Source organism: Roseovarius aestuarii, assembly GCF_019966515.1.
Classification (GTDB): Bacteria; Pseudomonadota; Alphaproteobacteria; order Rhodobacterales; family Rhodobacteraceae; genus Roseovarius; species Roseovarius aestuarii.
In genome coordinates this window covers 114,519-135,187 of sequence record NZ_JAIMIB010000005.1, presented here as the reverse complement: position 1 = coordinate 135,187, position 20,669 = coordinate 114,519, and the positions used below count along the sequence as shown (strand labels likewise).

General features: G+C 59.3%; 19 protein-coding genes. 7 read left to right on the top strand and 12 right to left on the bottom strand.

Translation table 11 applies throughout. The features are described from left to right. The first annotated feature begins 133 nt into the window (after positions 1–133). Positions 134–835, top strand: coding sequence for a cyclic nucleotide-binding domain-containing protein (locus tag LC334_RS08925; RefSeq protein WP_085800119.1), 702 nt, complete (start codon positions 134–136; stop codon positions 833–835). 135 nt (positions 836–970) lie between these two features. Here the strand turns inward: LC334_RS08925 and LC334_RS08920 are convergent, their stop codons facing one another. Continuing rightward, positions 971–1,591, bottom strand: a complete 621-nt coding sequence (locus LC334_RS08920) for an acyl-homoserine-lactone synthase (RefSeq protein WP_176237671.1) — start codon at positions 1,589–1,591, stop codon at positions 971–973. 431 nt (positions 1,592–2,022) lie between these two features. Here LC334_RS08920 and LC334_RS08915 point away from each other — a divergent pair, with 431 nt between their 5' ends. Further along, positions 2,023–2,925, top strand: coding sequence for an autoinducer binding domain-containing protein (locus LC334_RS08915; RefSeq protein ID WP_176237672.1), 903 nt, complete (start codon positions 2,023–2,025; stop codon positions 2,923–2,925). Between the two features lie 66 nt (positions 2,926–2,991). On the opposite strand, the gene purF is transcribed toward LC334_RS08915, so the two are convergent. From purF to LC334_RS08880, 7 genes are all read right to left on the bottom strand, one after another. Further along, entirely contained in the window at positions 2,992–4,443 is a 1,452-nt protein-coding gene (purF, locus tag LC334_RS08910) for an amidophosphoribosyltransferase (protein ID WP_085800233.1), read from the bottom strand. Positions 4,444–4,679: 236 nt separating this feature from the next. Beyond that, positions 4,680–5,246: a CvpA family protein gene (locus LC334_RS08905; RefSeq protein WP_085800122.1), complete on the bottom strand. Its 567-nt coding sequence runs from the start codon at positions 5,244–5,246 to the stop codon at positions 4,680–4,682. A 27-nt stretch (positions 5,247–5,273) separates the two neighbouring features. Continuing rightward, positions 5,274–6,638: a DNA repair protein RadA gene (gene radA / locus LC334_RS08900; RefSeq protein ID WP_085800123.1), complete on the bottom strand. Its 1,365-nt coding sequence runs from the start codon at positions 6,636–6,638 to the stop codon at positions 5,274–5,276. A 62-nt stretch (positions 6,639–6,700) separates the two neighbouring features. Then, positions 6,701–7,471, bottom strand: coding sequence for a DNA repair protein (locus LC334_RS08895; RefSeq protein ID WP_085800124.1), 771 nt, complete (start codon positions 7,469–7,471; stop codon positions 6,701–6,703). A gap of 146 nt (positions 7,472–7,617) precedes the next feature. Then, positions 7,618–8,064, bottom strand: a complete 447-nt coding sequence (locus tag LC334_RS08890) for a paraquat-inducible protein A (protein ID WP_085800125.1) — start codon at positions 8,062–8,064, stop codon at positions 7,618–7,620. A 106-nt stretch (positions 8,065–8,170) separates the two neighbouring features. Further along, positions 8,171–8,638: a YbaK/EbsC family protein gene (locus LC334_RS08885; protein ID WP_085800126.1), complete on the bottom strand. Its 468-nt coding sequence runs from the start codon at positions 8,636–8,638 to the stop codon at positions 8,171–8,173. Between the two features lie 12 nt (positions 8,639–8,650). Next, positions 8,651–10,630 carry an acyltransferase family protein gene (locus LC334_RS08880; RefSeq protein ID WP_223412925.1) on the bottom strand — a complete coding sequence of 660 codons (1,980 nt, stop codon included), beginning with the start codon at positions 10,628–10,630 and terminating at the stop codon, positions 8,651–8,653. Positions 10,631–10,749: 119 nt separating this feature from the next. Between LC334_RS08880 and LC334_RS08875 the strand changes: the two genes are divergently transcribed. Then, on the top strand, positions 10,750–13,536 hold the full coding sequence (locus LC334_RS08875; protein ID WP_085800128.1) for a [protein-PII] uridylyltransferase family protein: 2,787 nt from the start codon (positions 10,750–10,752) through the stop codon (positions 13,534–13,536). A gap of 1 nt (position 13,537) precedes the next feature. Further along, a complete protein-coding gene (locus LC334_RS08870) occupies positions 13,538–13,807 on the top strand; it encodes a hypothetical protein (RefSeq protein WP_085800129.1) in 270 nt (89 codons plus the stop codon). A 114-nt stretch (positions 13,808–13,921) separates the two neighbouring features. Here LC334_RS08870 and LC334_RS08865 read toward each other — a convergent pair whose 3' ends face one another. Both LC334_RS08865 and eda read right to left on the bottom strand, forming a co-directional pair. Next, a complete protein-coding gene (locus LC334_RS08865; RefSeq protein WP_176237673.1) occupies positions 13,922–14,092 on the bottom strand; it encodes a hypothetical protein in 171 nt (56 codons plus the stop codon). A gap of 139 nt (positions 14,093–14,231) precedes the next feature. Further along, a complete protein-coding gene (eda, locus tag LC334_RS08860) occupies positions 14,232–14,867 on the bottom strand; it encodes a bifunctional 4-hydroxy-2-oxoglutarate aldolase/2-dehydro-3-deoxy-phosphogluconate aldolase (RefSeq protein ID WP_085800130.1) in 636 nt (211 codons plus the stop codon). A gap of 269 nt (positions 14,868–15,136) precedes the next feature. On the opposite strand from eda, the gene LC334_RS08855 reads away from it, so the two are divergent. Genes LC334_RS08855 through LC334_RS08845 form a run of 3 tightly spaced genes read left to right on the top strand, consistent with a single transcriptional unit; the run spans position 15,137 to position 17,547 of the window. After that, a complete protein-coding gene (locus LC334_RS08855) occupies positions 15,137–15,772 on the top strand; it encodes a DUF6778 family protein (protein ID WP_085800131.1) in 636 nt (211 codons plus the stop codon). 36 nt (positions 15,773–15,808) lie between these two features. Beyond that, positions 15,809–17,005 (top strand): RSP_2647 family RNA methyltransferase, encoded by a 1,197-nt coding sequence (locus LC334_RS08850; protein ID WP_085800132.1) that lies wholly within the window; start codon positions 15,809–15,811, stop codon positions 17,003–17,005. Further along, complete coding sequence (locus tag LC334_RS08845) at positions 17,002–17,547, top strand: RSP_2648 family PIN domain-containing protein (RefSeq protein WP_085800133.1); 546 nt, start codon at positions 17,002–17,004, stop codon at positions 17,545–17,547. Before LC334_RS08850 ends, LC334_RS08845 begins: the two co-directional genes overlap by 4 nt. On the opposite strand, the gene LC334_RS08840 is transcribed toward LC334_RS08845, so the two are convergent. Next, the gene (locus tag LC334_RS08840; protein ID WP_085800234.1) at positions 17,533–19,731 is read right to left on the bottom strand and encodes a fused MFS/spermidine synthase; all 2,199 of its coding nucleotides are present in this window, start codon (positions 19,729–19,731) and stop codon (positions 17,533–17,535) included. The genes LC334_RS08845 and LC334_RS08840 overlap by 15 nt on opposite strands. A gap of 206 nt (positions 19,732–19,937) precedes the next feature. Continuing rightward, positions 19,938–20,618, bottom strand: coding sequence for a M48 family metallopeptidase (locus tag LC334_RS08835; protein WP_085800134.1), 681 nt, complete (start codon positions 20,616–20,618; stop codon positions 19,938–19,940). Between the last annotated feature and the right edge of the window lie 51 nt (positions 20,619–20,669).

Sequence of the window (20,669 nt, the reverse complement as noted above, 5' to 3'; positions counted from 1 at the left end):
CGACCGGGCGCGCAATATGGCGTGACCAGATCGGGCAGGGATGTGGTAATGAACGGTGTAAGAATTCTTTTGATTTCTGCGGCAGATTGCGGATTTAGTTGACGCTGGGGAAATGACGAACCGGGGGACGGGGATGGACGGGCTTTTGACACCGGAGGTGTTGATATTGATCGCGGGCGGCACCTTTGTGCTGGGGTATCTGACGATCAATCAGGTGATATTGCGGCTTTTGCTGCTGATCGGGACAGTGTTTTACATCTGGTATTACGTGATCGTTGCGGCGGTACCTTTGTGGGAGGCGATCTATACATCGCTGGTGATGGGCGCGGCCAATCTGATCGGATTGCTGAGCCTTCTGGCGCAGCGGTCGCATCTGGTGGTCCCGTCAAAGCACCGCGATATCTATCCGCTGTTTTCGAATCTGACACCCGGTGATTTCCGATCGCTGGTGAAGCGGGCGGAGCGGTTCACAACGGTGGAGGATTTCCATCTGGCGACCGAAGGGGAGGCCACGCAACACCTTTTGTATATCATTAACGGCTCGGCCCAGGTTGAGAAACTGGGCGCGCAGTTTTCGCTACCCCGAGGGACGTTCGTGGGCGAGGTGGCGTTTTTAACGGGGCGGCAAAGCGCTGCGATCACGGTGCTGGCGGCGGGGTCGGAAGTGCTGCAATGGGGTTATGATGATCTACGCCGACGTAGTACCAGGTCCTCTCGATTCAAGCTGGCTCTTGAGGCGATGATCGCCAGCGATCTTGCGGCCAAGGTTTCGTTCGCCGTGGCCCCTTCAAACCTGTCCGAGGTCATGGATGCAAGACGAGGTGTATCGGCGTAAGAACAGCGCGCTGCCGAGCTGCTTACGCTGGCAACATCGTCTCGACACATAAATCCGCGCTTATGTCGCAAGGTTTTGGCGCGCCGCGATGGCTGAACCAAACCCGCTCGGGTTTTGCCCACCATCGCGGTAGTATCAGGCGGCGAGTTCGCAAAGCCGGCGAACCGGCAAGGTGGCGACGGAAGCGGTGCGCGTCGGTGCGTCGTCGACCTTCACCGCATGGGTGATGCAGATCATGTAGACCGGGTTGCCGTCCATCGTCGATTTTGACAGCAGGATGTAGCGTACACCGATGGAATCGAGAAAGCGTGCAACCTTTGGGAAGACCACCGCGACAAAGCCCGTCAATCTGTTTCGGTCACGGTAGCCATCCAGCAGGACCGCAAGATGTTTCAGCATGACCTTGCTTTCCTCGACCGAGATATCCTGAGCCCGGCAAAATCGTGTCAGCTCGTATATGCGGCGTTTTTGCATACGAAGAAAGTCGCAGGCGTCGGGAAAATACTGCAGGAAGTGGTCGGTGATCATAGTGTTGCTGGTGGTGGGGCGTACCCGGCATGACCCCATGTGCCGCCCGAAGCGGTGCACCATCAGATAGGTACTGTCATCGTCATCATATTCATCAATTTCATAACCCTGCGGTGTGACGCAAAGATCCCACTTCATACGATCGACAAACTGGCGTCCGCGGTCCACGAAAACGCTGTTATTCAAACTCTGTGGTAGATTGCGGTGGGTACTGATTAACGTTTGCATGTTCATCTCTTGTTCTTATCGAGGTGATGCTTGGGCCAGGCCGATTAACGACAAGATAAGCCTTTATTTATAGGGAATTAATTCAACTTGTATCGTTTACCAAGCTGAACGGAAGGTTGACGAAAATGTAAGACTTTGGAAGCGTGATATCGTTAATTGGCATTAATCGGCGGGTCGCGCACCGCGCCAGATAAAATGGCATTATGCGGCGGCCTGCTGAGGGGAAAGTTAACGCACGCAGTTAAGATATTGTGCTGGTTTCAGCCTATTTTATACGTATTGATCGGCGGAATTCAGCCTATGTTAACTTAATGAGATCATTAGAAAGCTATCTAACTAAGTAGGTAGCGAAGATGAAACACTGGGTACAGGCGGTCCTTGAGGACGCATTTTGGTCAAGAAACGCTCTCTCAGAAGAGACAATCCGAGATTTGAGGCGAATCGCCGAACTGATTGAAAACAGCGGTGTCCACACCTATCGGACGGACGAGCTGTGCGACATTGGCGAAGAATTGTCGGAATGCGGCAATCTTACGGAACTGTCCGAACTGATGTGGCAGGCTGCCTCGGCGACCGGATTTCAGAACTTTGCGATCTTCGTTATCCAGCAGGGATCAAGCGGGGCGTTCAGGTCACGCATCTGCACCTCGTTCAAGGACAGCTGGGTCGCGCGGTATCAGGAAAAATCCTATCAGTTTATAGATCCGGTAATTGCCCGATCAGCGTCGGAGGATGGGTGGTTTCTGTTTTCGGAGCTTCATTCTAATGCGCCGATGATTGAAAGTTTCTGGGAAGATGCAGAGAACTTTGGGGTCGGGCGGAACGGGCTTTGCTTCTCGATCTCAAGAAAGGATGGCGCCCGTATAGGCGTTTCGTTCTCGACCGCGAACACCAAAGAAAAGGTGGATGCGCTTGTCAGGTTGAACGGTTACGATCTGCAGTTCATCGCACATCTGGCGGTGGACAGTTTCTGCTATACGTCGCGCGGCCCGTCGCTGCCGGATGATACACTTTCGATGAAAGAACTTCGCTTTCTCTATACATTGGCCAGCAGTCCCGACCCGACCGAGGCGTTGGAGATTTCGGCAGGCTATGGATCAAACAAGGCCCTGCAATCTTCGATCCGCCGGAAGCTGAACGTGGATACTGTTTTTCAGGCGTTAACGATCGTCGCGGCGAAAGGCTGGTTCAACCAGTTACCCTTTGATCAGACCGAGGTTTCGAAACCATTCCCGGCGCTGGCCGGTTTGGGAGCGAACGAGCCCTTTCCGATCGAGTTGGACGAATGCCCGGACCCGGCGATACCGCAGCTAAGCTCGGATCAGGACGCCTGACCGGGCGTCGCCGCGTCGAGGTGGTAGGCCGCGTCTGAAAAACGTGGTGATGTCCGTGCGCGATGCCTACTCGGCGGCTTTCAACTCGAACCCTTTTTCGATCATGTCCGACGGCGTGACCGGATATTCGCCCGAGAAGCAGGCGTCGCAATATTGCGGGCATTTGGTGTCACGACCCTTCGCCTCGCCCACGGCGCGGTAGAGCCCGTCGAGCGAGATGAATTTGAGGCTGTCGACGGCAAGATGTTCGCGCATTTCCTCTTCGCTCATAGTGGCGGCAAGGAGTTTTTCACGGTTTGGCGTATCGACGCCGTAGAAGCAGGGCCAGGCAGTGGGCGGCGATGCGATGCGGAAATGCACTTCGGCCGCGCCGGCATCTAGTATCATCTCCTTGATCTTGCGGCTGGTGGTGCCGCGCACGACGCTATCATCGACAAGGATCACGCGTTTGCCCTCGATCAGGGCACGGTTGACGTTGAGCTTGAGGCGCACACCCATGTTGCGGATCTGCTCGGTCGGCTCGATGAAGGTGCGGCCCATATACTGGTTGCGGATGATCCCCATCGCGTAGGGAATGCCGCTTTCGTGGCTGAAGCCGATCGCGGCGGGGGTGCCAGAATCGGGGACCGGGCAGACAAGATCGGCATCCACGGGCGCTTCGCGGGCCAGTTCGATGCCGATCTGGCGGCGGGTTTCATAGACGCTGCGATTGCCGATGATACTGTCAGGGCGCGAGAAATACACATGTTCGAAGATGCAGAAGCGAGAGGCTTGCGGGCGGAAGGGGTAGTGGCTTTCAACGCCTTTGCTGGTGATGACCACCATTTCGCCCGGTGCGATCTCGCGAACATATTTGGCGCCGATGATGTCGAGCGCGCAGGTTTCGGAACTTAGCACCCAGCCGTCGCCGACCTGCCCGAGCACCAGCGGGCGCACGCCTAGGGGATCGCGCACACCGATCAGCTTGGTCCGGGTCATGGCCACGATCGAGAATGCCCCCTCGACCCGTCGCAGCGCGTCCTCCATCCGCTCGGGGATGGTGCGTTGCAAGGAGCGCGCCATCAGGTGGATGATGCATTCGCTGTCGGAATTGGATTGGAAGATCGAACCGCGTTCGATCAGTTCCCGGCGCAGGGCGTCGGCATTGGTTATGTTACCGTTATGGGCGATGGCAGCACCACCCATAGAGAACTCGCCAAAGAAGGGTTGCACGTCGCGGATCACCGGGGTTTTACCACCTGCGGTCGAATAGCGCACATGGCCGATGGAGAGGGCTCCCGGCAGGGTTTCCATCAGCGATTGCTTGGTAAAGTTATCGCGGACATAACCGAAGCGGCGGGCCGAGTTGAATCCGTGTTCGGGATGATGGCAGACGATACCGCCTGCCTCTTGTCCGCGATGTTGCAGGGCGTGCAGGCCTAGGGCTACGAAATTGGCCGCATCGGTGACGCCGATAACACCGAATATGCCACATTCCTCGTGGAGTTTATCGTCATCGAAGGGATGGGCGGGTGGCATCTGTTTGGACAAGGCAGGCAGCTCCGAATCCGTGTGATCGCGATTTGATCCGTACATAAGGGCTCGGGCGCGGTATGTCACGAAACTTAAACAATTCGCTGCATTTGTGACGTGATGTCGTTTATGGGGTGAGGACACCGGTTTCGAGACCACCGGTTGGGCGGTCTAAACAGCATACGATCAGCTGACTCGCGGGGTTCGGACGCGGGTTAAGTGCTCGCTGCGGTCGGGAAAGGTTATTCGATCACCGGCTTGTCGCATTGACCAACCAGTTGTTCGTACTGCTTGGTGATCCAGCCCAGTGCCTCTTCGGGATTGCCACTTTCAACCTGTTCGGTCATCCGCGCAAAGACACGGGCCGAACGGCTGTCGTCAATAATCTGGATGTTCTGCGAGGTGATCACCGTTTCGTAGACGAAATAGGCGATCGCCACCAAAAGCACGCCGCGCGCGACGCCGAAGACAAAGCCGAGACCCTGATCGAGCCCGCCAAGCACGGAGCGTTGCACCAAAGACGAAAACAGCGGTGTGATCATGGAAGCGATGATCAATGCACCTGCAAAGACCACGGCAAAGGCTGCTATCATCGACAATTCACAGCTATCCGCGATGAATTCACCGACAACGGGCACTTCCTTGACCAGCGGTTCCAGCTGTGGCGCGAAGATAAAAGCGACAATACCTGCCGCGATCCAGCCTGCGATGGCCAGTGCCTCGCGCATGAAACCGCGTGAATAGGCCAGCAGCGCCGACAAGACGATAACCAGCGCAACAACGCCGTCGATGATGGTAAAGCCGTCCATACCTGCTCTTCCTCAAGCTCGAGGCGCTTAACCTGCGCCGAATTTGTCACCCACAAAACTCGTCAGATCGCTCATCAGCGACAATTCCATCCCGCTATCGCCGGTCGATTTACCCCCGGCGGGCGCGATGGCCGACGTGAAACCAAGTTTTCTGGCTTCTTTCAACCTGTTTTCTGTCTGTCCTACCGGTCTGAGCGCGCCAGACAAACTGATTTCGCCAAAAACCACCGTATCTGCGGGTAAAACTGTGTCTTCGCGGGCACTAAGCAGGGCCGCCGCAACCGCCAGATCGGCGGCGGGTTCCGATATTTTCAATCCCCCGGCGACATTGAGATAGACATCCAAGCCCGCAAAAGGGATGCCGCAGCGCGATTCCAGCACCGCTAGGATCATTGCCAGGCGCGATCCGTCCCAGCCGACGACGGCGCGTCGGGGCTGCGAATGCGGGGTGGGGGCGACGAGTGCCTGCAATTCGACCAGCACGGGCCGTGTACCCTCGATGCCGGAAAACACCACGCTGCCGGGGCTGGGAGTGCCGCGTGTCGACAGGAAAAGCGCCGAGGGGTTGGCAACCTCGGCCAGACCGGCACCCGTCATCTCGAACACGCCGATTTCATCGGCCGGACCAAACCGGTTCTTGACCGCGCGCAGGATGCGGAACTGATGGCCGCGCTCACCTTCGAAATAAAGCACCGTATCGACCATATGCTCGACCACGCGGGGGCCGGCGATCTGGCCTTCCTTGGTGACGTGACCCACCAGGATCACCGAGACATCCTTGCGTTTGGCAAAGCTGGTCAGTTCATGGGCCGCCGCGCGGACCTGCGACACGCTGCCCGGTGCGCTTTCTACGGTGTCGGACCAGATGGTCTGAATGGAATCGATGATCACAAGACCCGGCGCTTCGGCCTCAAGCGTGGTCAGAATATCGCGCAGCGAGGTTGCGGCGGCCAGTTTTACCGGTGCGTCCGCGAGGCCCAGACGCTGGGCGCGCATGCGGACCTGTGCGGTGGCCTCCTCGCCCGAGACATAGATGGTTTTCAGGCCGGATTTCGCGAAGCGCGCGGCGGCCTGCAACAAAAGCGTTGATTTGCCGATGCCGGGGTCACCACCCACAAGGATGGCGCTGGCGGGCACAAGGCCACCGCCGAGCACCCGATCAAGCTCGGTTATGGTCGAGCAGGTTCGTGGTGGTGGGGCCTCATCCGTCGCAAGATCGCTGAGCGGGATGGGGGTGCCGCGTTTGGCGCCCAGGCTTTTCGACTTGGGTCCGGTGGTCAGCGGCGCCTCTTCGACGATGGAATTCCATTCTCCGCAGCCATCGCAGCGACCGGACCATCGGGAATGTACCGCACCACAGGCGGTGCAGGTGAATGTGCTCGACTTTGCCATGCCCCCCTGATGCCTCAAGGGACAGGGCCGGTCAAATGCCTATTCGGTTTCCGTGAGCGGTACTATTCGGCGGCGTATCTGGGCAGCGGAACGACGCGGGTGTCGCCACCAGAGCTTTCGGCATCCGGCCCGATGATTTCGGGTACGATCTCGGCCAACGTGTTGCGCAGGCGCGCGAGCTGGCTGGCGGCTACGCTTTCGTCGGCATCGAGGTCATTTTTCCATTTCGCCAATTCCGAGGTCACCTGTTTGGCGCGATCAATCCGCGCATTGAAATCATCGACTTCCTGCTGGCGCGCCTTGAGGAAGGCTTGAGCACGCTCGACATTTTCGTCCGAATAGGTCGCTGCCAGGTCTTGGCTGACGCGCGACATCTGCGCCGCGACTTCAAGAACATCCGGTTCGAACCCCTGCAGATCAGGGTGATTGCGCAGGTGGATCATACGTTCGCGCACCGCATCATATTCGGAGGATGTATGAAACAGTCCGGCCCGATCGGAAGCATGGGCGACAGCATAGGCTTGTGCGACGTCATGCATACCCAATTCAAATCGCCGATGTGAGGTCTCTAGCCGTAATACCCGATGCGCCGAGGGGAGGTAGACCGTGAGCAGTAGCATCAGCACAGTCAGCCCGATCTGGGCAATCTTGCCGGTGTTTTCATACGCGATGCCGCCAAAGCTGGCCTGAATTTCCAACCACGGCAATATTCCTGCCGCGGCAAGCGCCGTGACGATGGTGAGGGCTGCGGCAAATGCAGCCAATGTGATCATGCCCACAACATTGGCCAGTGTGGCCATCCTGAGAATGATAGCTTTTGATTGTTCAGACATCACAAAACCCCCGAAATTAATAAAAACACAAATCGAATATAGTCGATTTGGCGGTGGAATTCTGCCAAATCGCAAGGTTTGGCCGCTCGCGACCGTTCACTTTACGCTATAAAGTTGTAACACATCCTCGAAAGGTTGCATGAGGTTTACCGCGTAACCTTTTGATTACGCTTCTCTGTAAGAAATCCTATTGCGATAGATATGAGGATGCAGCCGGTGAACAGGTAAAGACCCCAAGCGGTCTCGATTTTACCGATACCAATGCCCTTTGACAGCGTGATGTAGAGCGCAATCAGGAAAATGTCGGCCATTGCCAGCTTGCCCAGCACATGCAGCACCGGCAATATCTTGCGCCGCATCAGCCCAAAATGAATGAGCGCAAGCCCGAGGGTCTTCAGGTAGGGGGCGAACAGGGCGAAAAATGTTACCATAAGGGCAAGGAAAACATCGCTTTCCCATAGGCTTTGAAGGCCCGAGATCACGCTGATCTCGTTCAGGTCGAAAAGTGGCAGGCCCAAGCCAGCGCGCATCAGTGGCGCAAACCATGCGACGGGAAAGAGGACAAGCAGTGCGAGATTGGTGAATTTCAGCATGATGTCCTCGGGATGGTGATCAGGATGAGGTGGTGGCGCAGGCGGTGCATCGCAAGCTCCAACTTCAGGTATCGGGTGTAAAGCTCTGCTTTTTGTCGTATCCCTTTCAGACCGTGAAAGCTTGTTCTACGGCGCCGGAAATGCGCAGCAGATCAGCGGGCGCGGCAGCAAAGACATGCCGGGGCGTTCCGGCGGCGGCCCAGACTGTTTCGAAATCCAGCAGGCGCGGATCAAAATAGGCGCGCGGCGGGGTCAGGTGACCGACGGGTGACACGCCACCGATGGCAAAACCGGTCTGTGCACGGATCAGGGCGGCATCAGCCTTGCCCAATATCTCTCCGGCAAGCGCGCTGGCTTTCGCAGGGTCGATTTGGTTACCACCCGCTGTGATGAACAGCAGCGCCTCGCCGCTCGTTTCGCCCCGAAAGATGATTGACTTGGCAATCTGGTCCAGCTGACAGCCCACAAGATCGGCGGCCATACGAGCGGTGGTTGCCTGACCAATCTCTAGCGGTTCAATGTCGATCCCGGCTTCCTGCAAGGCGTGGATTACGCGTTTCAGGCTTTTGCTCATTGATGTCGCGTCCTAGTTCGAGGTTGTTGAAAAGAAGCTGTCATAGACAATTCCTGTAAGGCTCAGCGCGCCGTCGCTGCTTAGATGGTCGCCGTTTCGGTAAAGTCGGGTGGTTCCATCGTAGAGCGGGCAGATATCGGGGCCGCAAAGCGAGGTAAAGATGCTCTGATAGCCCACATTGGACAATGTCGCGGCCAGGTTCTGCAACAAAGGCTCATAACGGGCGCGTTGTTCGCGTTCCTCGGTTGCAGGCAGCCCCAGGTTGGAGAGATGTGTTTTGTCCCCGTAAAGCAAAAGCCGCGCATGGGTTCGCAGATCCAGTTCATCGCCGACAGGGATATCGTCGAATAAGACGAAGCGGCGGTCCGGAAAGATATTTGCCAGGGCAGTCAGGCCACGGATGGTCGCTTTCGGGTTATAGGCCGTGCCCGAGCCGTCATAGGCGGCGTCCTGCCAGATCCGCCCTTCGTGCCGGTAGGACTGCCCGGTCATCTGCACCAGCCACAGGCGGGTGATGTAGATCGTCTTTATCTCCGGTCTTTTCTTCAGAAACGCGATCATTGCGTCGGTTTGGGCAAGCCAGTCGGGTTTGCCGGGCCGAGTGACACCGACAAGCGGTAGAAACCCTGGCGCGGTGTAGTGATAGCCCGAAAGACCGGCTCGGCCGGCAGCTTCGAAAAACGCCGGGCTGATGGCGTCGGCGTGGCTGTCACCGGCCAGCATGATGCTGGGCGGCGCTGACAGATCGCCGCGGATGCAAACGTCGCCGTTCCGGGCGCGCAGAGGGTCGACCCGGTGGCAATCGCGACGGTCATGCAGCAGACCATCAGGCGCTAGGACGGATGCGACATCTTCAGGCATCCTGTCGGGAAATCCATTAAATTTCGTCACGATGTTTGCCGCCCCGATGATCAGTGCGGTACTGGCAACAAATCCCACAAAGATTTTGCCGCGTGAAATCTGGGTTCTCTGCCGGAAGGGACGCTCGATATAGCGCCAAGAAGCGATGGCAAGCACGAATGACAAGACAATGCAGACAAGACTTTGCCCCAGGGTGAGGTCATCGACATTAACGTAGAAATACAGCGAAATAACCGGCCAATGCCACAGGTAGAGTGAATAGGAAATCTTGCCGATAAAGACAAAGGGCGCAAGTCTGAGAAGACGCGCAACGGGTGTCCGGATATAGCTGCCACTGGCAATAAGGGCCGCCGCGCCCAGACAAGGTGGCAGGGCGGCGATTCCGGGGAAAGCGGTTTCCGCATCATAGCTGACAACCGGCCAGATGATCAGCGCAAGGCCGACATATGCAAGGGAAGCCATTGCAAGGGGCGCGCGCAACAGGCGATCCAGCCAGCCCTCGGATATTGCGATCGCGAGAGTTGCGCCAAGCGCCAGTTCCCAGATCCGGTATTGCGGCAGGTAGAAGGCGGCATCTGGATCATTGTCAAGCGCCCAGACCGAGAGTGCCAGAGAGATCAGGCCCAGCGACGCGATGCATGCCGCCGTTACCGCAGCACCGGTGCGACGGACAAGCAAGACAAAGAGCGGTGGGAAGAAAATATAGAATTGCTCTTCTATGCCTAATGACCAGGTGTGAAGCAGTGGTTTTAGTTCGGCCGCTTCGGTGAAATAGCCCTGCGATAAATATTGCCAGACATTGGCAAGGAACAGGGTCGAGGCGACGGCGCTATGCGCGAAGTCATAGAGATGGCTTGGGATCATCAGAGCATAGGCAAAAACCCCGGTTGCTAAGATTACGGCGAAGAGGGCAGGAATGATCCGTCGCACGCGCCGCTCATAAAACTCTATGATCGAGAAGTTATCGGTTTTTGCGTCGGCAAAGATGATCGAGGTGATCAGAAAACCGGAAATAACGAAGAATATGTCGACGCCGACAAAACCACCGCTCAACCCGAGATTGGTGTGAAAAGCGACAACCGGCAGAACAGCCACCGCGCGAAGCCCGTCAATATCGGCGCGATACCTCATCATGCGTTGTTCGTATGTCCTTGGTTCGGGTTTCGGCCCGTTGCCTATCACCGTTGCGATTGAAGAGAAACCCACCCTAATTCGTTGACCCGGCGCGTCGGCCTTGTATCACTGGCGCTATGGATTTTTTGCCTCGCATGACCCGTCAGCCACGTGCCTATGACCCCGAACAGGGGGCGGATGCGCAGGCGATGGTGCCTGACCTGAATCCGCAATTGGGTGAGCTGGTCGGAGGCGCAGCGGGGTGCAGCCCCTATCTGGCCACGCTGATCGGGCAGGAACGGGACTGGTTGCCAGTTGCGCTGCACGATCCTGAAGGGGCGCTAAGCGATGTCTTTGCCGATCTCTCTGTGGTGCCGCCGGATCAGCTGGGCGAAGCGCTGCGCAAGGCGAAGCGGCAGGTGGCGCTGATCATCGGGCTTGCCGATTTGGCCGGGGTCTGGCCTCTGGAGATGGTGACGCAGGTTTTGACTGATTTTGCCGATCTGGCGGTTGATCTGGCGACAAAGGCCATGATCAGCGCCGAGATCAAGCGCGGCAAACTGCCCGGCATGGGTCCGGATGACGTGGCCACGGCGGGCGGGATGGTGGCACTGGCCATGGGCAAGATGGGGGCCGGAGAGCTGAACTATAGCTCGGATATCGATCTGATCTGCCTCTTTGACGAAACCCGTTTTGATCCCGATGATTATCACGATGCACGAGCGTCTTTCGTCAGGGCCACGCGGCGGATGTCGGCGCTGCTGAATGATCGTGCGGCGGGGGGATATGTGTTTCGTACTGACCTCCGGCTGCGCCCCGATCCGGCGGTCACACCGGTCTGCATGGCGATGGCCGGGGCTGAGGCCTACTACGAAAGCCTGGGCCGCACCTGGGAGCGCGCGGCCTATATCAAGGCGCGACCCTGCGCCGGTGACCTGGCGGCGGGGCAGCGGTTTCTTGAAACATTGCGGCCCTTCGTCTGGCGCCGGCATCTGGATTTCGCAGCCATCGAAGACGCGCATAACATGCGGCTCAGGATTCGCGAGCATAAAGGGCTGGGCGGCAACCTCACCTTGCCTGGCCACAATATGAAGCTGGGCCGTGGCGGTATCCGTGAGATCGAGTTTTTCACCCAGACGCGCCAAATCATTGCCGGCGGGCGCGACCCCGATCTGCGGGTGCGTGGCACGGTAGAAGGTCTGGCGAAACTGGCGAAAAAGGGCTGGATCCCGGACGCATCGGCCCGATTGCTGACCGAGCATTACCGTTTTCACCGCAAGGTCGAGCACAGGCTGCAAATGCTGCGGGACGCTCAGACCCACGTTCTGCCCAACTCGGGCGAGGAGTTTGACCGTCTGGCTTGTTTCATGGGACGTGAGACCGCTGAATTGAAAGCGGAACTGGAGACGCGCCTGAACGAGGTGCATGACGTGATCGAAGGGTTTTTTACCCCCGAGGCCGGGGACGTCGCGGCCCCTATTGCGCCGGAGCTGGATGACGAGATCATCAGCCGTTGGCCCAGCTATCCGGCGCTGCGCTCGGCCCGCGCGGTGCAGATTTTCAGGCGCCTCAGGCCCGATATATTGTCGCGTCTGGCAAAAACCGCGCATCCCAGCGAGGCACTGCTGGCCTTTGACGGATTCCTGTCGGGGCTACCAGCTGGCGTTCAGGTTTTTTCGCTGTTCGAGGCCAACCCGCATCTCATTGACCTGTTGGTAGATATCGTCGGTACCGCGCCCGCCCTGGCGGGGTATCTGTCGCAGAACGCGGGCGTGTTCGACGCGGTCATCGCCGGGGATTTCTTCGCGCCCTGGCCGGGGCGGGAAACGCTCGAGGCACAGCTGTTCGAGCGGTTGTCGGGCGAGGATGACTATGAGCGCAAGCTGGACGCCGCCCGGCGTTGGCGCAAGGAATGGCATTTCCGTGTTGGTGTGCATCACCTACGCGGGTTGATCAGCGCCGATTACGCCGGTGAGCAATATGCCGATCTGGCAGGCGCGGTGATTGCGGCGGTCTGGCCCGAGGTGATCGCGCATTTTGCTCAAAAACACGGTACGCCGCCGGGACGTGGGGCAGTGGTTCTGGGCATGGGGTCGCTCGGGGCCGAAAAATTGAACGCCGGATCCGACCTGGACCTGATCGTGATCTACGATGCCGCAGGGGTGGATCAGTCCGACGGTCGGCGACCACTTATGTCGCGGCTTTATTATGCCCGCCTGACGCAGGCCATGATCACGGCACTGACCGCGCCCATGGCCGAGGGGCGGCTTTACGAGGTCGATATGCGCCTGCGCCCGTCGGGCAATCAGGGGCCGGTGGCGACCGGCTGGGCGTCGTTCCGCGAGTATCAGCGGTCCGAGGCCTGGGTATGGGAACACTTGGCTCTGACCCGCGCCCGAGTGATCACTGGCGATGTCGGGCTGGCGGAAGAATTCGAGGCGTTCCGTACCGAGCTTCTGGAGCAGAGCGGAGAGCCCGCCCGCGTGCTGATCGAAGTATCGGAAATGCGTGACCGGATCGCGGCGGCGAAGCGCCCTCAGGGGCCTTGGGATACAAAGCTGGGCAAGGGCCGGCAGCAGGAACTGGAACTCTTGGCGCAGGCCGGTAGCCTGATGGCCGGGGCGACCAAGCGTGATGTTGCCACGGGTTTGAACGCTGGTGTCGCAATCGGCTGGCTGGATGACGCGGACAGGACGGCGCTGATGCGGGCCTACACGCTTTGCTGGCAGGTGCTTCAGGCGGCGCGACTGTTGAGTGACAAGCCGCTTGAGCCGGGCCAGATCGGCGCGGGCGGAGCAGAGTTCGTGACACGCGAGACAGGCTATGACAGCCTTGAGGCGTTGCGCGAGGCGCTTCAGTCAGCTACCGAAAAGGCCGGAGAGATCATTGATCACGCGCTGGCGCGTCAACCGCGGGGGATTTGAGTTGGAACGGGATCCGCTGGACCATAAAGGGCTTATTCGCGAAGCCTACCGCATTGACGGGATAACGCTGGGCGAATGCCGCTCGATCTTTCTGGATTGGGCGTTGTCGACGCCTGATGGGGCCGATAGTCGGCCGATGATCACGGCCTTGCTTAAGAAATACGCAGGCGAGAATCCGGACCATCCGATGACCCGGGTTCTGACCGAGGGCAATCAGAGTGCAATGACACCTAAACGCCGGGGCGGCTGGCGGTCGAGGCCGCGTGATTGAGCTTTGCCGGGCTGATTTCTGTCGGGAAAATTGAACGGGTCTTTGCTTAGAGTAATGATCACCCGTGCTCACACCTGACTTCGAATCTCTATACCGTGGTCAGACAGCGACGGGCTAAAGTGCTTGCAGGCCCATGTAAATCACCACCGCGATGATAAAAGAAAACCCGAACAGGACGGTGATTGCCATGCCCTCAAGAAAGGTACGGCGTGCCGGTTCGATCGAGCAGATCGCGAGGACACCCATGGCGCATAGAGCGAAGAGCAGAAATATAAACAGGTTCATCGTTAACAACCGGGGTAAAGAGCAACTGACCTAAGAATCGCAGATGAATTGGGCAGAAATAGGTTGGAATGTCGCTGCTCTTATGGTGCCGGAAACAATCGCTGCGGAGCGCATTTATTGTCGCGGCCCTGCCTTACGGTCAGCGGCGTGTCGCGTTGCGGGCCAGTAGCGTTATGCCCTCCCAATCGCGTTTCTCGATCAGCTCGGGCGGCGTGACGGCGTCGGTGGCGACACTCAGGACGTTGGACAACGCGATGTAATCGGGCGCGGCATCCAGGTCTATGTCGCCGGAGACGCAGAACCTGAGCTGTGGTAGGGGTTGCTGTATCGCTTTCAGCATTGTCAGCGCGTTGGGTGATCCGCCCGGGAAGAAGTTGAGCGTGGTGTAGCCGCGGCTCAGCAGGTGCAATGCTTCGGTCGGCGTGGCGCAACCGGGCAGTAGCGGCAGTTCAATGCCGTCGAAATAACGCAGCAGCGGGTCGGTGATCCCGGGGGTTGTGCAGAACTTCGCCCCGGCCTCGCGGGCGATACGCACGTCATCCGGGGACAGGACCATCCCGGCACCCACGATGGCATCGGGCACCTGTGCCATTTCCCGGATGATATCGGCCGCGTTTCTTCTGCGGATCGAAATCTGGATGACCGGCAGGCGGCCACGGGTGAGGGCGCGGGCAAGCGGCGCGGCATGGGCGGCATCGGCAAGGGTAGGCGTGGAGATGAAGGGTGAAGTCCGGCAGATCATTTCGATCGTGTCCGAGGCCAGTTTGGTCTGCATTCAAAATCCCATGTCGCGCATCGTAAGCCGCGCATTGTGAATGCCCCCGCACGCGGCGAACTTTTGTCAGGACCCGGGCTCACGTCAATCTGTAAGCCACTGGAAACTCAAATCTTCTGGAAGTGTTGCATATGCGGTTCACTAAATCGGAATGCGGCAATTCCCGCCGTTCATTAACCACGATTCTGCGCCATGATCGCCGCATCAGGGCCGTATTCCGCTGCCAGGCTGGGGACAAAGAAACATGGCCATAAGGTCAGGAGGAAATCATGAGCAGTATTCGAAATCTGATGATCATAATGCTGGGCCTGTCCCTGTCCGCCTGCGGCGGGCTGGGCATTGCGACACGGAATGCGCCGTTTGAGACCATTCCTGAAAGCGTGCAGATAACAGCGCCGGATATCCTGGCGGTCAGGGTGGTCGTGCCCGAGACGCTGCGGGTGTCGAAGGCCAATGCCTATTATCCAGGCGGAGATATTGTCTGGCGTGGTGATCCGGCAGGCGACCGCCATGCTCAGGTCAAGGCCATTTTCGAAACCGCGGCCCAACAAAGCGTGCAGAAGATTACGAAGGGCGGGCAGCCGGCGATCATGGACATTCAGGTGACGCGCTTTCATGCGCTAACCGAAAAAGCGCGCAACACCGTCGGCGGCGTTCACGCGTTGCAGTTCGCCATTATCCTGAGAGATCCCGAAACGCTTGGCATGCTGGGTGAGCCGAAGCATGTGCAAGCTGACTTCAGGGCGCTTGGCGGCGCCGGCGCGGCAGTGGCCGAACGGCATGGGATTACCCAAAAAAAGCGCATAATCGAACATCTGGCCGAAGTGATCGAGGTTGAACTGACCGATCCTCGGGGCCACGAGCCCGCAAAGCTGGGCCTGCTCGGCGCGCTCAATCAATTGTAACCTTTCCGACACGGCGGAAACCTTTTATGGGGGCGTATGACCTTGCCCTCATTTCCCGTTATCCGTCTGAAACCCAAAATACGACCACAGGCCATTCGTCACGGATTTCCCTGGGTCTATGACAATGAACTTGTCACCGACCGGCGCACTCGGGCGCTGGCGCCCGGTACTATTGCCGTGCTCGAAGACGCCGAGCGTAACGCGCTTGCGCTGGTAGCCGTCAATCCGGATTCTCGCATCATGGCGCGGGTCCTCAGCCGGGATCTCAACGCGGCGATTGATGCGGTATGGCTGGCGGACAGATTGGCGCGCGCGCTTGATCTGCGCAAGCGGCTTTATCAGACGCCTTTTTACCGGTTGGTGCATGCCGAGGCAGACGGTCTGCCCGGCGTGGTGATCGACCGTTTCGGCGATGTAGCGGTGATCCAGCCCAACGCCGCCTGGGCCGACGCTTTGCTGCCACAACTGGTACAGGCATTGGTTGACGTGACCGGCGTCTCGACGGTTCTGAAAAACGCCTCGGGTCGCGCCCGGGCGCTGGAGGGGCTGGATGATGTGAGCGACGTGCTGATCGGGCAAGTGCTCGAGGCGCCGCTGCCTGTGCCGATGAACGGTGCCACCTATAAGGCCGATCTGACCGGTGGGCAGAAAACCGGGCTGTTCTACGACCAGCGGCCCAATCACGCCTTTGCGGCAAAGCTAGCCGACGGGGCAAAGGTGCTGGATGTGTTTTCACATGTCGGCGGGTTCTCACTTGCCATGCTGGCGGGCGGGGCGACAACGGCGCTCGCGGTTGACGGCTCGGCGCCGGCTCTTGCGCTGGCTGCCGAAGGGGCCGCGCGGATGGGCGTCGCGGACCGGTTTGACACCCGCAAGGGGGATGCCTTCGATGTGCTCGCGGCCCTGGCAGATGAACGCGCGCGCTTTGATGTGGTGATCTGCGACCCGCCTGCCTTTGCCCCGTCGAAAAAGGCGCTGGAGGCGGGTTTAAGGGCTTATGAACGCGTCGCACGGCTGGCAGCGCCGTTGGTGGCAGAGGGTGGATATCTGGGATTGTGTTCGTGTTCGCACGCGGCTGATTTGGGCAAGTTCCGGACCGCCTGCACCCGCGGTATCGGGCGCGCTGGCCGAGCGGGCCAGCTGATCCATACAGGAGCGGCAGGGCCGGACCATCCGACCCACCCACAGCTAGCTGAAAGCGGCTATCTGAAAGCGCTTTTTTACCGCCTATGAAGGTCTTGCTGGATGCCTGCGTGATCTACCCGACGGTCATGCGCCAAATGATCCTTGGCGTGGCCCGCGCCGGCGTGTTCACGCCCCTTTGGTCGGCGCGGATCGTCGAGGAATGGGTGCGCGCGGCGCAGAAGCTTGGCCCTGACGGCGCCCTGCAGGCCAGCGGTGAGGCAGCGCTGCTGGCAGCGCAATGGCCAGAGGTCGAGGTCACTTATGCACCGTCGCTGAAGGCACGCCTCTGGCTGCCGGACCCGGCGGATGTTCATGTGCTGGCAGCGGCAATCGCCGGGTCCGCCGACATGATCCTGACCCTCAATGCAAAGGACTTCCCCCGCAACATACTGGCCGAGGAGGGGTTGAGCCGTGCCGATCCCGATGGGTTTCTGCATGGTGTCTGGCAGGCCCGGCCCGAGTTGGTCGCAGGGGTTGCCGCCGAGGTGCTGACCGAGGCCGACCGCCTGTCTGGTCGTGCATGGGAGTTGCGGGCACTGCTGAAGAAAGCGCGCTTGCCCCGGCTGGGCAAGGCGTTAACGCAGGATTGAGAGCAGATTGGCGTAATCGTCGGTCCAGACCGGGCCGCCATCGCTTTCCAGGGTGATCCAGCGGGCATCCACGGCCAGATCGCCAAGCGCTTCGGTTGACCGGCTTAACATCACGACGACCGACGCGGAGTCGGCGGGATCAGCCGCAACATTGCCGGGGTAATGCTGAATTCGCGCGGTCAGGCCCAGAGCGTCGGCGGCACGTGCAAGCGGCCTGTCAATTTCATAGTAGCGGTTCGAGATGTGGAACAGCAATACACCGTCCGATGCCAGGCGATCCATGTAAAGTTGGATCGCTTCCAGTGTCGTCAGATGGACCGGTACCGAATCCGAGCTATAGGCGTCGACGACCAGAATGTCATACTGCAGGCCGGTCTGTCCGGCGAGCACGATGCGCGCATCCCCCAGATGTGTGGGCGCCGCCCCGGCACAGTTGGACATGAAGCCAAAGAGCGATGGATCACGGGCGATATCATCGACCATCCGGTCGATCTCGTAGAATTGCCAGTTCTGATCCGGTTGTTGATAGCAGGCCAACGATCCGACCCCCAGCCCCACGATGCCGATTTCCTGTGCCGCATGACCCCGGGTCGAGGTCATGACCTGCGCCATCGGACCATTGGGGTGATAGTAGAACAAAGGCTCGGGCCGGGGCGCGGCGCTGTCCGAGACCCGTTGCGCGCCGTGGATCGTGGTCCCGTTGCCATAAAGGCGCAGTCCGTTGGTTTCATAGACAGTGTGGGCCCCGAAAAAACTGCGATCCCGGAAAAGCTTGTTATCCGGTACGATAAAGGTTCCCACGAGGATCAGCGCGATGGCAGATCCGTACAGCGACAAGGCGTTCCGGCGAAGAAGGGCTGCCGTGATCACGGCGCTGGCCAGCAGGCATCCGATGACGATGTCGAGCGTATCCAGAGCCGGAACAAGGCTGGCGATGAGGGCCGGGATGGCTGCGGCAGCGCCGACGAGCGCGCCGACACCCAGTGCGCGCAGGACGACCGGCGCAGGGCGTTGCAGATTGATCAGCAGCAATGCGGCCAGGATGATCGTTGTGCCCGACTCGTAAAGCCCCGAGAACAGCACCGGGCCGACGATCGAGTTGAACAAGCCGCCCAATGCGCCGCCGATCGACATGGTCAGATAGAAACCGGTCAGGTGGCTGGCATCGGGACGCGCCAGATATAGTTTGTGATGGGCGTAGATCGTGACCACGAAAAAACCGATGATCAGTATCGCGACAAGCGCCATGTTAAGTTCAGGGCCGGTCAGGCCAACGAAAATCGGCAGCATGCCGATAAGCGCCAGGGCGGTTAACGGCTTGAGTATCCTGGCCAGTGGCACGCGGCGTTGGGTGAATGTCAGCACGAAGCTGAGTAGGTAAAGCGCCAGTGGCACGACCCAGACCATCGGCACGGCCCCCAGGTCAAGGCTGATCTTGGAGGTGACCGATAGCATCAGCGACGAGGGGATAAACGCCAGAAAAGCCCAGTAAACATAGGATCTGGCGGCGGGTCGGCTATCCGTTTCGGTCTGGCTGGCTGTGATCAGTGTGCCGCCATTGGCACTCAACCCGCTGATCAATAGAAACGCGCCGAGCGCGGCAAAGCCCATAGCCCAGCCAAAGCCGATCAGCGTCGTGCCAAAAAGTGGCTCAGCCACCAGTGGGAAACCCAGCAGCGCCACGAGAGAACCCAGGTTGCTGGCGCCGTAGAGAAAGTAGGGGTCCGAGGCCGAAGGCCCGCCACTGCGCCCATACCAGGATTGCAGCAATGGCGCGTTGGCCGACAGCGCGAAAAACGGCATTCCGACGCCCACCCCGAAAAGCATCAGCGTCTGCCAGGCGATGGGCCCGTCGGGGTCAAATTGCCAGCCCTCGGGAATAGTCAGCGGCAAGAACAGCAATGCCCCGGCCCAGACCGCCAGGTGAATGACCAGCTGCACCCGCACGGACAGGAGGCGGCTGAGCAGATGCGCGTAGAGATACCCCGCGATCAGCGTGGACTGGAAAAACAGCATCGCCGTCGTCCAGATCGCCGGCGAGCCGCCGATTTGCGGCAGCACGATGCGGGTAAAAAGCGGCTGCACGAAGAAGAGCAGGGACGCGCTGAGGAAAATCGTCGCAACGAAGATAACCGGCACAAAAATGCCGGCACGTGCTGCGGGGGTGGATTGCGAAATCTGCATGAGTGCCTCCGTGGCCAAAGCCTGCCACGAAAAGACAAAGAAATTCTGGAGAAAATACGGCGCGCTACAAGACAATTTTAAGGCAAATTGACGGTTTATGCGTTTTCGAGCGATGGCGAGAAAACCACTGGCGATTTTCATCTCGGACATCGCGCGAACTCAATAACGTAGACACGAACAGCGATTCAGAGCTCAAGGACGGCGCTCTAGCGCCAGCGCGCCTCTAGTTTTTCGATGGCCGCGATGCGCTCGGTCGTCTTTGGGTGGCTCATCAGCCATGCGGGCGCGGCGCCTGAGCGGGCCTGCGTCAGCGCTTCAAGCTTATTGAACAGTGACTTTTGTGGCGCGGTGCCGATCCCAGCCTTGGTCAGAAGGGCGGCGGCATATTCATCGGCCTCGTATTCGTCCGAGCGCGACAGGCGCGCGGCCAGAAGCGTGGTCAGCCCGTTGGCGATCCAGACACCAATGCCGGGCAGGAACCGGCTGAGCACCATTGCAAGTGCTGTTCGAAGCGCGTTCTGGCCGGAAAAGTCGATCATCCGGCGGCGCGTATGTCCTAGGGCAACATGGCCAAGCTCGTGGGCGATCACGGTTGCCATTTCATCCGCCGTGACCTCGCCATTCTGGAACTTGCGGTAAAACCCACGGGTGATGAAAATGCGCCCGTCTGGCGCGGCAAGGCCATTCACCGGATCGATCTCGTAGATATGCACCTTGATCCGGGGCAGGTCGAGCGCCCGCGCAAGCCGATCGGTCATGACCTTGAGCATCGGATCGGCCAAATCGGTCGAGCGCGCATCCAACTCTCGCTGTGTGCGCCAGACCGAGAAGCGATACATGGCCAGCGCATAAGCGATTGCCAGAAGAATGGGCATGAACTTGAGCATGAGGTCTATATGGGGCAGGGGCGGAAGCGGGGCAAGTAGCCCACAACGACC